The following is a 12,872-nucleotide window of genomic DNA, read 5'->3' as shown; positions in this document are numbered from 1 at the left end:
ATGCTGCCGCCCGACGAACGGCGTGCATTCCTGACCTCGCTCTTTGATGCCGCGGTCACCGCTGCCGATCCGGCCAAGGTGATCGCTGCTCATCTTCCGCCCCTGCCTAAAGGCCGCACCATCGTCATTGGTGCGGGCAAGGGCGCGGCGCAGATGGCAAAAGCACTGGAGAACCACTGGGAAGGACCCCTTTCGGGCGTTGTCGTCACGCGGTATGGGTTCGGCGTCGCGTGCAGCCGTATCGAGGTCCTCGAGGCATCGCACCCGGTACCCGACGAGGCCGGTCTCTTTGCATCCAGGCGGCTCTTCAAGGCCGTCTCAAACCTCACCGCAGACGACCTGGTGATCGCGCTCATATCCGGCGGTGGTTCGGCGTTGTTGCCTGCGCCGCCGGAAGGAATGTCACTTGCAGACGAGATCGCGGTCAACACGGCGCTTCTTTCTTCCGGCGCCCCTATTTCGGCAATGAATGCCGTTCGCAAGCACTTGTCGACTATCAAGGGGGGCAGGCTTGCAGCGGCCGCTTATCCCGCAAGAGTGGTTTCCCTCATCGTCTCGGACATACCGGGTGATGATCCCGCGCTTGTGGCCTCCGGTCCCACGGTGCCGGATAACATTTCGCGCCATGATGCGCTTCGCGCAGTTGAACGCCACCGGCTCCTGCTTCCGCCGATGGCGATGCGCCACCTTGAAAGCGAGGAGGCCACAGCACCGCACCCCGACGATCCGCGATTTGCCGGCAACGAAGTTCACATTATTGAATCGGCACGGGTATCACTGGAAGCTGCGGCTGCCGAGGCGAGACGACGCGGCATCGAGGCGGTCGTCTTATCAGACGCAATCCAAGGCGAGGCGCGTGAAATTGCGCACATGCATGCGGCCCTGGCGATCGAAGTCGCCAAGCGCGATGCTCCCTTTCGTAAACCTGTCGTGATGCTGTCGGGCGGGGAAACAACGGTCAGCCTCACCGGACACGGAAAAGGGGGCCGAAACAGTGAGTTTCTTCTCTCGCTAGCGATCGATCTGGACGGTCAGCCAGACATCTCGGCCATTGCCGCAGACACCGATGGCATCGACGGCTCGCAGGATAACGCCGGCGCTTTCGCCGACGGGACTACGGTTGCGCGGCTCGCGGCAAATTCGGTGGATGCTCGAGCGTTGCTCGATGGTAACGATTCCTGGTCGGCGTTTTTTGCTATTGGCGACCTGTTCTCGCCGGGTCCAACAGGTACCAACGTCAACGACTTTCGGGCCATGCTCGTTGAATAGGTGGGAAAGCCGTCTGCAACGTCCAGCGCATCTGTTGCCTCTTGACCATCGGCTCGCACGTAGCCGCTTTTCAAGCTCCGGCACGTACGTCTGGATCCACCGATAAATCGTGGAATCATCGACGGGCACGCCCCGTTCGCCCACCCATCATATGTTCAAGGCCGCGGTAGCTGACGCAACAGCGGCAGCACCAGCGGATTGTCGCCGGACTCCAGCTTATCCATGTTTGACCGATGAGCGTCACCCTTACGTCGCATCTGAAATGTTGCGATCTGGACCCCAGCTTGCCATATTTCAACCACACGGTGAACCCTTCGAGCAATCACATTAAGAGCATCAGGTACATACGTTGGCGGATCAAAGTCAGAAAGCCATCTAGATAAAATCGAGACCAGCTGTGCGGACAGACGCAGCCAATACAGCCGGAAAATCGACGACTGGAAAGACCATCGTTTTCGGGCAGGTGGAAATTGCGCGCGCCGGTGTAAAGGCAGCCGTCGTCAAGCGAAACGTATCAAGAGGCCAGGTCGCTGTCGAACGTCTTGCCAAGACCTTGAACGAGCCCGGCGTTGCCATCAAGCAGCAAAAAGACGTTCCCATGTTCTACGTTGATCGTGATGACCCGGATGTCATTGTAAGGGTTCTCAACGGCAAGCAAACCAGGGGTAGGCTCGTAAACGGGCGCTTCAAAGCTTCCTGAGGCAACACTTGGACAATGCGGTAGACCGTGTCATTGGACAATTGACGCGAAGACAAGGCTTCAGCTCCTCCGAGGTCGGTGCTGGCGTGGAGGGACCTGGTCGCGGCGGACCTCGCCTAAAAACTCTGGCGATGAAGGCGTAAATGACCGGTGCCGACCAGATACCAGGATACATGAGCGCACTCGCCTTGAAGAGGATGCTCGTCGTCATTGGAAGCCGGCATGTACTGCTGGAGCGGGGTGGATGAAGGACGGCCCTTCAGATGACATGAGGCATGAAACCATGCCGCTTTCAAATCTCCGTCGCTGCCCGACAAATCCCCATTGCCACTTCAAATGACTTTTCGAATGCCGGTATCGGCAGGAACTCGTAGCGCGAATGGAAATTGTAGGCGCCGGTAAAGAAGTTCGGCGTCGGAATGCCGCGTGCCGAAAGCACCGCACCATCAGTGCCGCCGCGCATCGGGGTCAGCTTCTTCTCGATCCGGAGTTCGTCCATGGTCTGGAACAACAAAGCGACGGCGCGATTGTCGTGAGCAAGGCTCGTGGCGATGTTTCGATAGGTGTCGTTGACCTGGCACCGAACGTTTCCGGTGGGATACTCCAATCGGATCCGCTCCGCGACCTCGGCGATACGCCGATTGCGCTGATCAAAACCATCGGCGTCGAAGTCGCGGATGAGGCAGGTCAATGTCGCCTCGCTGTCATTGGCAACGAGGTCCTTGAACCAGAAGAAGCCCTTGCGATCGGCGGTATGCTCGGGCGTATCCTCACGATCGAAGTGCGAGATGTAATTGATCGCCATCGTGAGCGGATTGACGAGCGTACCCTTAGCCGACATCGGATGCGCACTGACGCCGGTAAAGACGATCTCGGTGGAGGCAGCGTTAAAGGTTTCAAGCACCACTTCACCGAGTTCACAGCAGTCGATCGTATAGGCAAAGTCGCAAGGGAAGCGGGCAAGATCGAGCGCCTTGGCGCCACGCAGGCCGATCTCTTCGTCGGGTACGAAAGCGACGAAGACGTCACCATGCGCCTGTTCATCAAGCTGGCCGAGCAAGGTCATGATCACGGCAATGGCCGCTTTGTTGTCTGCTCCCAGTACGCTTGTGCCGTCGCCGACGATAATGTCTTCGCCGATCCAGGAACACAGCTCCGGATGCTCCGCGACCCGCAGCCAGATATCGTCCTTGGCGTTCATGCAAAGATCCTTGCCGTCGAAGCGCAAGATTTGCGGCCGGATGAAGGGCGAAAGGCCCACGTCTACGGTGTCGAGATGAGCGATGAAGCCGATTGGAGGAGTGTCATACCGGTTGCCGCGTTTGACGCCGGTGACGATGGCATGCTCGTCAACGAGAACATTCTCCACGCCAAGCGCCCGCATCTCGTCGGCAAGAAGCGCGGCGAGTGTCGCCTGCCCCGGCGACGAGGGCAGGCATAACGCCCGAGCATTGCTTTGGCTCTCGATCGCGGCATAGCGGAAGAAGCGGCTGATGAGTTCCTGGCGGATGTCCATTGTATTCCTCACGTAGAAGATGCGGGCCATATCGGCCCGTCTTGTTGTGGCGATCGGTCGAGACAACGCTGCCTAGACGCGGATGATGCCGACGCCATCGGAGACCTGGATCTCGGTGCCGAGTCTGGTCGATTGCTCCGCGAGCCTCGCCAGGATCCGTTGGGCACTTGTACCCGTCGCGAGTTGCGGTGCCAGGCGTTGCTCAAGGACGCCGTCCTGCAATGCCGCATCGCCGCCAATGACGACCGGATAGAGCATGATCTCGACGAGACGGTTGTCGGCATCGAAGGTAGGGTTAGCCACAACGCTCTCCCAGACCTCCGGCGCCGTCCAGGTCGACTTCTCGGAGCGGACATGGAAGATGAAGTTGCCGAGGCTGTAGAAGATCGGGCGGCCCCGGTATATCTCGATCGGCTGCAAAACCGGCGCACCATGACTGACGAACATAGAAGCGCCGGCGTCGATGCAGGCTTTGGCAACACCGCTCACCCAATCGGGAATCTGATACCAGTCGGCCGCCCAATGGTGATGATGCAGGTAGGCAACGACCAGCGATCCGCCCTTCGCCTCAGTGGCGATCGCGGCAAGGTTCCTTTCAAGATCCGCCTCATTGATGTTGACGCTGCGTCCGCACCGGTCAGACCGCCGGAACACCGCCCGAGCAAGGGCAATCTCGGTTTCCGGGTTAAGCTGCGGGCGATCGTCCGGCTGGCTGTCGTTGGCGAGATCGATTGCGGTGTAGCCGACCGCATCGCGGATCGCCTTAAGCTGACCAAAGGCAGCGCTGTCCAACTCGATCCTCTGGGTGATCCCCAGGCGATTGACGCCGGGCCGCGCCGGCCGGCCTTCATCCGCATTAGCGGCATACATGAAGTCGGGACCTGGGCCGCCGTCCATTGCGACGATGGCAACGGGCCGCCCGGAAATCGTAGCACGGCTCGCCCGTGAGGCTTCCCCTTGATCTTGACCCAGCCCCGCATGCAGGAAGCCGCGCTTCTCGACTTCTTCGAGCGTCGAGAGCACGCCGGAGGGACCAAGGTCGAAAGCATGATTGTTAGACAGCGACAGTGCCTGGAAACCGATGCCCTGAAGGCAATCGAGTACGATCGGATCGCTGCAGCCGAAGAACGAGCCTTTGAGTGGCCAGCCCCCGTGACGTCCAAGGATCGTACCTTCGAAGTTGGTGAAGGCGAGATCGGCCTCGCGAAGCATGGACTGAACTCTCCTGAACGCCGGAGCGGCGACATTGCGGATGTCGTGCTTGATCAGCGATTGGCCGGTCAGGGCAAGAGTGAAGCGTTCTTTCATGGAGGGACTTTCTGGGGGCAATAGGCGCCACCCTTTTCGACAAAAAAGTTGCAAGCTGGAACGCCGCGTTGAGACGGCTGACAAATCAGCAGGTGAAGCGCTCCGGTCGGGCGGCTATCAGCGTGCGGGTGTAGGGATTGTCGGAGCGCGAGAAGATGAAGTCGGATGGACCAAAATCCTCGACCCGACCGTTCTTGAAGATGTAGACGGCGCTGCACATCGCCTGAACGATGGCGAGATCATGGGATATGAACACCATGGTCATACCCTTTTCACTGATCGTCTCCTTCAGCAGCCTGACGATCTCGGCCTGAACCGAAACGTCAAGTGCCGAAGTCGGCTCGTCCGCGACGATGATCTCGGGGTTTGCGAGAAGCGCCCGGGCAATGCAGACGCGTTGCTTCTGGCCGCCGGAGAGCTGGTGCGGATGGCGGGCAAGCAGGCTGCGAGCAAGCCCAAGCCGATCCATCATTGCGCCCGCCGCTTCAGTTGCCGATCTATCCCCGGAACCCACCCTTGCGCCAAAGCGGATGCTCTCTTCAAGCGTCTCGGCGATGGTCAGACGCGGGTTGAGCGACACGGACGGGTCCTGGAAGATCATCTGCACCCGGCCGAGAAGGCCGCTGCGCCTGCCGCTTGTTGCTGCCTCGAAAGAATGACCACCGATGACAATCCGGCCTTCATGCGCCGTGTCGAGACCAGCAAGAATGCGGCCGAAGGTGGTCTTGCCACTGCCGCTTTCGCCGACGATGCCGGTGATCGTGCCGCGCGGCAGCCGGATGCCGACATCACGTAGCCCGAAACCTGGCCTTTTCTGCCCAATGCCCAAGACTGATCCCAAGCCAAATCCTTGTGGCATGAACTCCTTGGAAATGGCTTCGGCAACGAGGAGCGGGCGCTCGACGGTGGCGGTTTCACCGCTGCTTGGAGCGACGCCTTCACCACTTTCCCCTTTCGCCGGAATGCGAAGCCTCGGAACTGCGGCAAGTAGCGACTTTGTGTAGTCGTGGCGTGGGTGATCGAGGATGGCCGCCGTATCGTCCGCCTCGACGACGTGGCCCTTTCGCATCACCAATACCCGGTCGGTGATCTCGGAGACCACACCCATGTCGTGGGTGACGAGTATTACGGAAACACCGGTTTCATCCACGAGTTTCCGCAACAGCTCAAGCACCTGTTTTTGAACCGTGGCGTCGAGCGCCGAGGTCGGCTCGTCGGCGATGATGATGTCCGGGGAGCCTGCAAGTGCGATGGCAATGACGATGCGCTGGCGCTGACCACCGGAAAACTGGTGCGGGTAACTGCGATATCGCCGCTCAGGCTCCGGGATGCCGACCCTCGCCAAAAGATCGATCGCCCGGGCCCGTGCGGCACCTCTCGAAAGCGATGGGTCGAGCACAAGGCAGGTTTCTTCAACTTGTGCCCCGATGCTCATCAACGGATCGAGCGAAGCCGTATGATCCTGGAAGATCGCTGAGATCCGTTTTCCGCGAAGCGCCTCGCACTCGCCAACGCTCATTGAATCCAAGACCTTCCCGTCGAAAGCGATCGTTCCTGATGTCTGCTCGAACTCAGGCGCAAGCAGGCCAAGGATCGCATTGCCGACGGTCGACTTGCCAGCGCCGGACTCACCGATGACCCCAAGGATCTCGCCGCGTCCGAGTTCAAAGCTGACGTCGCTCAGGATCGCCGTCGGACCGGTCCTCGAAACATATCGAAGGCTAAGCTTGTCGACCCGCAGCAATGGGGACTGCGCAGGGTAAGGGAAGAATGGTAGCCGCTTTGCGGTGTTCGCGCGTTCCATTGTCATCGCGTCTGGCTCCTTGGATCGAGGTTGCGGCGGACGTCCTCGCCGACGAGATTGATGCAGGCGATGAGACCGAAGAGAGCGAGGCCGGGGAAAAGACTGATCCAGTATTGGCCGGTCATCAGATACTGGAAGCCGTTGGCAACGGCGGACCCGAGCGACGGCTTGTCGATCGGGACGCCCAAGCCCAGGAAGGAAAGCGTTGCCTCCAGCGCCACCGCATGGCCGACTTCGATCGGGATCAGGGTGATTGCCGGCGCGATGCTGTTCGGCAGCAGGTGACGGAAGATGACCCGCGATGTCGGCAGCCGCATGAGCCGTGCCGCATCCATGTAGGGCTTTTTCACCTCACTGAGTGCGACACCACGGGCGATCCGGGCATAGGTCGCCCATTGCACGATGACCAGCGCCAGGATGATCCGGTCGATGCCGGGTCCGAGCGTGACGATGGCAATCAGTGCAATCAGGATGGTCGGCAGGCTGAGCTGCAGGTCGACCAACCGCATGATCGTGGCGTCAACCCATTTGCCGAAGTAGGCGGCACTGACACCGGCGGTCAGACCGATCAGCGCGGCGATCGCGGAGCTGACGATCGCCACCACGAGGCTGATGCGCAGGCCATAGAGGATGGTGCTGACGATATCGCGGCCAAGCCCATCGGTTCCAAGCAAGTAGAGATAACCACCGCTGCCCATCGTCCCGGGTGGAGAGGATGCCTCCCAGCCGAAGATCTGGAGGGGGTCGTAAGGGTTTTGCGGTGCGATCAAGGGGGCAGCAATGGCAACCAGAATGTAGCTGGCGAGCAGGACTTTGGACGCGGTCATGACCGGTCCGTGTCGAGGTTTCTTAAGCACGCTCAGGATTTGGGCTTTCATGACGTTCACCTTTAGGAAGACAGGCGCACGCGCGGATCGAGCACGGCGTAGAAGAGATCGACGATGGCGTTGAGGGCGACAAAGGCGACGGCGATGAAGGTGAGTGTCGCCATCACCACCGGCCGGTCGAGCAGCTGGATCGAGTCGATCAGAAGCTTGCCGATGCCGGGCCACGAGAAAATCGACTCCACCACCACGGCAAAGGCGAGCATGCCGCCAAACTGCAGGCCGATGATCGTGACGATCGGCACGCTGATGTTCGGCAGCGTATGGCGCAAGAGGATCCGCCGCGACGAAAGCCCCTTGGCACGGCAGAACCGGGTGAAATCCTGGCTCTCGACCTCGATCGTGCCGGAGCGCGACAGCCGTGCGATCAGCGCGATGTTGGGGATCGCCAACGCCAGGGCCGGTAGCACCAGGTGCCAGAGCCCGTTGCCGGTGAGGAAGCTCCACTCCGCCCCGAGCACATGCAAAGTCGCACCCCGCCCGCCGGATGGAAACCAACCGGTGAGAATGGCGCCAACCAGGATCAGCATCATCGCAAGCCAGAAGGAGGGGATGCTGAGCGCCGAGACGCTGGCCTTCAACAGGGTTCGGTCAAACAGCGTACCGCTGCGGCGGCCGGCGAGGAGACCAAAACCGATCCCGAGCGGCGCTGCGATCAGCATGGCGATCGAGGCGAGTTCCAGCGTCGCCGGCAGTTTGCTCATCACCAGTTCGAAGGCCGGCCGGTGATAGATGTAGGAAGTGCCGAAGTTGCCGCTGACGACATTGCCGATGAAGACGAGGTACTGACGCCAGAGCGGCTGATCGAGACCAAGCGCAATGGTCGCTAGCCGGATATCCTCAGGCGTGGCGGTTTCGATGTTGACGACGTTAAAGACAGGATTGCCGACGCTGTGAATGCCGATAAAGCCGATCAGCGACATGGCGATGAGGAGAAGGAAGGCCTGCGACAGCCTGCCGAATGCGACCGAGATCATGCCCATGAGCGTTACTCCGTCGCGGCCAGCGTCTGCATCGCCGTGGTCCAGCCACGCGGATGCATGACGTAGGCGCCGATGCGTGGGCCGTAACCAACGACGTGGTGAAAATGGTAAAGCGGAATGATCGGTTGATCGGCCATCACAAGCTCCGTCGCCGAAGCCAATGCTTCATTGCGCTCCGGGCCCACTGGAATGCTTTCGGCCTTAGCCAGCTTCGCATCGAAGGCAGCATTCCGATACTTGCCGAAGTTCAACGCACCGGTTCCGCGTTCCTTGTTCGGCGAAGCGAGCAGGGCGCGAAGGATGATGTCGACGGCCTCTCCTGAGGTGCCGCCATACCAGATCGCATAGTCGCCGGCCGCCCGCTTGGTGTTGAACACCGAGAAGGGAGCCGCCGATGGCTGGGCGTTGATACCGATCCGGGCCCAACTCTGAGCGATCGCCTGCAGGCTTTCTGCGTCACCCGGATAGCGACCGGCCGGCCCGGCAAGCACCAGGTTGAACCCGTCAGGGTATCCAGCCTTTGCAAGCAGTGCCTTTGCCTGTTCGTAGTCAGGCGCCTCAGGCAACAGTTTCGCAGACGTGCCCGGCAGGCCAGTCGGAAACACCTGCGATGCGGACGTGCCGTAGCCGGCAAGGATCTTCTCGACAAGGATGCCACGGTCGGTGGCGAGTGCGAGGGCGCGACGAACCAGTGGGCTCATGAACGGATTTGCAATAGGCTCGCCCGACTTGCCGGTCACACCTGGAAGCGTCTCCCGGTCAACATCGAACTGCACGAAGTTGATGCGGGCCGCACCGACGCTGGCGATCCGCGCTCCACGCTGCTTCAAGCCGTCGACATCGCGCGCCGGAATGGCGTCGGCGACATCGACCTCACCCGTGCTGAGCGCCGCCACGCGCGCGGCCGGGTTCTCGATCACCCGGAAGGCGACCTTGAGCCAGGCCGGCTTTCCGCCCCAATAGGCGTCGTTGCGGGTCAGGCTCAGGCTCTCGCCGGACCGCCAGCTCTCAAAACGGTAAGGTCCGGTCCCGACAGGCGGCGAGCCAGAATTACCAGAATTGAGTGCTTCAGTCGTCTCGAAGCCTCCGAACGGCTTGTTCATCATGAAAATCGACGAGAAGGTGAGCGGCAGATTGGGGACTGGGCCGTCGGTCTCGATGACGACGGTGAGGGGATCAGGCGAAGAGACTGATTTGATGGCGCTCACATAGGAGCGATAGCCGCCACTCGGTGGTTTGAGGAAATCACGGATCCGTTCGATCGAATAGACAACGTCGTCGGCATCAAACACCGAACCGTCATGGAAGCGAACACCATCGCGGAGCTTGAACTCCCATTTCGTCTCGGAAACGGCTCGCCAGGAAACAGAAAGGCCAGGTTTCAGATCGAGGCTTTCGTCCTGATAGACGAGCCGCTCGTAGATATGGGAGAGCAACGAGGTGTTCTCATTGAGGTTGGCGTATTGCGGATCGAGCGTCATCAGCTTGTAGGAGGTGGCGATGCGCAGCTCTCCCTGTTCCTGGGCATGAACCTCCCACGAAGTTGCCGGTACCAAAAGCGAGACCAGAAGCGCCGACAGCAGGCGCCGGCGAACAAATTCTCCCAGTTTCATATGTTGTTCCTTCTTGTTTTTTGAACAGAGTCAGAGGCTCGCGCCGGAGGAACTCCGACGCGACAAAATCAACCGATTGCTTGAACCAGAACGGTCGGCGCGATTAGCCGCCCTGCAACGCAGGTTCGCGTTCGCGGACAGCAAGACCACGCGACTGATCAACCACCGCCTCAATCCTGCGGAGATCGTCCATCACCGCCCGCAGTTGCGGCCACGGCTCATCGGGACTGGTGGGAGATGGCTGAGAGCGGTGGACAATCACGTCCAGCTTGGCCCAAGCGCCCGCAACAGACGTCGCTCGGACCTGCCACAGGGCTTTCGCGGCGAGTTCCTCCGCGTGCTCTGCACGGTCCTCTTCCTCAAGCGCCTCATTGTAGCCGCCTGAACCGACTTGCTCGCCTGAACCGGGCAGATTGCCAGAGAAAAGGGTCGTTTCGAGCCGCTGCTGGTGTGCCGTCGATTCGCCCAGGCGCTGCCAAGCGGAACTCCACTGATGCCAAGCCGCTAGCGCGAGATCGGAATTGCGGCCGCAAAACCCTGGATTCTGAAGGGGCGCAACCTCTGGATATGTGGGTAAGGTCGTCGCCACGGGAGAATGAAAATCTCCTCGCGTGACGGTAGACAAAGTTCTGCTATTGTCGGAATCAGCCATGATCCGAGCTCCCTACAGCTTGGCGTGGTCAGGCTGTGATTGGTGTTGCGAGCACCGATCACAGCCGAGTGAACCATTAAGTGCCACATGAACTGAAAAAGTTCAACCGAGAAACTGAAATTTATGCGTGTAATTACAGGAGCTCAGATTCGCGCGGCAAGGGCGCTAGTTCGTTGGAGTGCTGAAGAGCTTTCAAAAGCAGCTAGCGTAGGCCTTTCAACAGTAAGGCGCGCCGAAGCAGATGATGGCCCGCCGAAAGCGACTGCAGCCAATCTGAAGCTAATCCAAAATGCTCTTGAGACCGCCGGGATCGAATTCATCACTGAAAATGGTGGCGGCGTAGGGGTTCGTTTCAAGAAGTAGAGATAGAGACTGGGACGAGCAATGCAATTGATGTTCCTCCTTACATTGCTCTCGCCGACCCAATCCGTGATCAGGTTTCCACGGACGAACGAAAGGAGTTTCTCCATGGAGACTACACTGGAAGTTCTCACGACAACGAAGTGTGGGGCGTCGGGTTCACCTACATTACCGGGCGAGGTCAAGGCGCAGATCGCATGGGACAGTCTCCGCCGCAGGCCATGTTTCGGCTTCGATCCCAGGAAGGCGAACCGATCAACGTCGACTTCACGCAATGCTAGCAGGGACGGCAGGTCGAACCCTTGCGCGTCAGGGCGACACACGCTCCGATACGACAATAGTGAGAGGGACCTAACACAACCGCAGGGCGCTTGGTGTGTCGAATCCGCAGATCCGCGTCCGAACTCTCTCGTGCAGGAATGAGTAACTAGCCATTCGCAACGACCACGGCGACTCGGTTTCAAGACCTTAGCGCCCCATACCTTTGTTCTCCGACACCCAGTCGCAGGAATATTCGACCCGATCCGCTCCTCGACATCGCGACATCGCCTTACCAGAGCGGGATGAACCCTTACGTCCCAGCCCATGGTTGTGAGCGCACACCGATCTGCGTTGACGCGGCTGCTAGGGCGGGTGGCCTCCTGGGCCGTCTATCGCCGATGTTGTTCAGCAGTTTGACAATACCGGCCTCGAGTACGTGGCGACGATCGGCACGTACCTGAGGAATGGGGACAGATTTCGAGATAGGAGCGAGACTAAGGTTGCCCGAAGCCCACTCTTTTGAGCATATCCCGAGCGTTGCCTTCGAAATCGATGTTGTAGAATCCCGATTCGACGATCGTGTTGCCATCGCCTGCCAAGCGGAAGTTTAGCGTTTTAGACCCCACGCAACCGGTTCCCTCGAGCGTGGCCAGTACATTCGTAACCGCCGCCGGTGACTTCAGATCAAGATTGATTTGATCAAAGAAGCTCATCCTGCACCGGGTGGCCCCATCGTCAATCACTTTGCCGGCGCGGTCGAAATAGAAAATCAAGCTCGGCCGTTGCGTTGTGCTCAGGAGATCATGATGCGCGCCCCACATTCTGAAGAGATCAGCCGACACCATCTTAAATGACCCGAGGGTATCGGATGTGGGACGAAACGCTTTAACCGCGTATCCAACTTGATAAAGGCGGCTGCCGCTGAGGGGCGAAGTCAACAGAAGCGAGTATGAGCGGAGAATGCCGCGCTCTTCGTCAAACTTAGAAATCTCAATTCTATGGAGATACTTCGCATTCGCGGGTCCGGGCAGCCGCAGGTCATTGCGTCTATTGAGTTTGGCCATTCTGTTGGCGCGATCCCAGTCTGAGAAGTGTTGGGCGAAGACTGCTTCAAGGTCTTCAATTGGCATCCCCAGCCGAAAAGCCGAGTTTGGAGTCAGGTCAGCGACACTCTGAGCGACCTCCGTATCTGGCCCTTTGGATGCGGAGACAGCGGGCAAGCCCGCCCGCGGGAAAAGTACAGCCGCGGTGACGGCTAAAGCGATTAGGCGACGCATTGAACTCCTTCATAGGAGCTTTCGCCGCTCCCACCGATCGATTGATCCACTGAACCACTAGAAAGCAGAACTGCAATATACAGTCGAGCCGGGAGTATTGTTCATGGAACGGTTTCGTGTCGGATCAGACACGATCGAGTGTGAGCTGTCGATACGCCTATGGCCGGCCGATTGCTTTTATCCCGGCTGTGCCATGGCAGACGCGCTGCACGGCACCTCGCTCGTCGAGAAGTACTGAGGCTCCT

Annotated in this window: 12 protein-coding genes and 1 pseudogene; 4 read left to right on the top strand and 9 right to left on the bottom strand. The window is 59.6% G+C overall.

Going from position 1 to position 12,872, the window contains the following annotated elements:
- The gene (locus tag VGO04_RS11795; protein WP_327496143.1) at positions 1-1,269 is read left to right on the top strand and encodes a glycerate kinase; all 1,269 of its coding nucleotides are present in this window, start codon (positions 1-3) and stop codon (positions 1,267-1,269) included.
- A gap of 39 nt (positions 1,270-1,308) precedes the next feature.
- On the opposite strand, the pseudogene VGO04_RS11790 reads toward VGO04_RS11795, so the two are convergent.
- Positions 1,309-1,513, bottom strand: a pseudogene (locus VGO04_RS11790) (hypothetical protein); the annotation flags it as partial.
- Positions 1,514-1,666: 153 nt separating this feature from the next.
- Between VGO04_RS11790 and VGO04_RS11785 the strand changes: the two are divergent.
- A complete protein-coding gene (locus VGO04_RS11785) occupies positions 1,667-1,969 on the top strand; it encodes a hypothetical protein (protein WP_327496142.1) in 303 nt (100 codons plus the stop codon).
- 292 nt (positions 1,970-2,261) lie between these two features.
- Here the strand turns inward: VGO04_RS11785 and pepT are convergent, their stop codons facing one another.
- The 7 genes from pepT to VGO04_RS11750 form a co-directional block, all read right to left on the bottom strand.
- Positions 2,262-3,485, bottom strand: coding sequence for a peptidase T (pepT, locus tag VGO04_RS11780; protein WP_327496141.1), 1,224 nt, complete (start codon positions 3,483-3,485; stop codon positions 2,262-2,264).
- Positions 3,486-3,557: 72 nt separating this feature from the next.
- Positions 3,558-4,793: a CapA family protein gene (locus tag VGO04_RS11775; protein ID WP_327496140.1), complete on the bottom strand. Its 1,236-nt coding sequence runs from the start codon at positions 4,791-4,793 to the stop codon at positions 3,558-3,560.
- A gap of 85 nt (positions 4,794-4,878) precedes the next feature.
- Positions 4,879-6,597 carry an ABC transporter ATP-binding protein gene (locus tag VGO04_RS11770; protein WP_327496157.1) on the bottom strand — a complete coding sequence of 573 codons (1,719 nt, stop codon included), beginning with the start codon at positions 6,595-6,597 and terminating at the stop codon, positions 4,879-4,881.
- A gap of 2 nt (positions 6,598-6,599) precedes the next feature.
- Positions 6,600-7,475: an ABC transporter permease gene (locus tag VGO04_RS11765; RefSeq protein WP_327496139.1), complete on the bottom strand. Its 876-nt coding sequence runs from the start codon at positions 7,473-7,475 to the stop codon at positions 6,600-6,602.
- A gap of 11 nt (positions 7,476-7,486) precedes the next feature.
- On the bottom strand, positions 7,487-8,464 hold the full coding sequence (locus tag VGO04_RS11760; RefSeq protein ID WP_327496138.1) for an ABC transporter permease: 978 nt from the start codon (positions 8,462-8,464) through the stop codon (positions 7,487-7,489).
- Between the two features lie 5 nt (positions 8,465-8,469).
- Positions 8,470-10,077 (bottom strand): ABC transporter substrate-binding protein, encoded by a 1,608-nt coding sequence (locus VGO04_RS11755; protein WP_327496137.1) that lies wholly within the window; start codon positions 10,075-10,077, stop codon positions 8,470-8,472.
- Between the two features lie 103 nt (positions 10,078-10,180).
- Positions 10,181-10,729 carry a hypothetical protein gene (locus VGO04_RS11750; protein WP_327496136.1) on the bottom strand — a complete coding sequence of 183 codons (549 nt, stop codon included), beginning with the start codon at positions 10,727-10,729 and terminating at the stop codon, positions 10,181-10,183.
- Between the two features lie 123 nt (positions 10,730-10,852).
- Between VGO04_RS11750 and VGO04_RS11745 the strand changes: the two genes are divergently transcribed.
- The gene (locus VGO04_RS11745) at positions 10,853-11,092 is read left to right on the top strand and encodes a transcriptional regulator (protein WP_327496135.1); all 240 of its coding nucleotides are present in this window, start codon (positions 10,853-10,855) and stop codon (positions 11,090-11,092) included.
- Positions 11,093-11,844: 752 nt separating this feature from the next.
- Here VGO04_RS11745 and VGO04_RS11740 read toward each other — a convergent pair.
- Entirely contained in the window at positions 11,845-12,627 is a 783-nt protein-coding gene (locus VGO04_RS11740) for a hypothetical protein (RefSeq protein WP_327496134.1), read from the bottom strand.
- Positions 12,628-12,730: 103 nt separating this feature from the next.
- On the opposite strand from VGO04_RS11740, the gene VGO04_RS11735 reads away from it, so the two are divergent.
- The gene (locus VGO04_RS11735) at positions 12,731-12,865 is read left to right on the top strand and encodes a hypothetical protein (protein WP_327496133.1); all 135 of its coding nucleotides are present in this window, start codon (positions 12,731-12,733) and stop codon (positions 12,863-12,865) included.
- Positions 12,866-12,872 lie beyond the last annotated feature (7 nt).

This window comes from Ensifer sp., from assembly GCF_035999185.1.
Taxonomy (GTDB): Bacteria; Pseudomonadota; Alphaproteobacteria; order Rhizobiales; family Rhizobiaceae; genus Ensifer.
The sequence above is the reverse complement of the archived record's forward strand: the minus strand, read 5'-3'. Positions and strand labels throughout refer to the sequence as shown.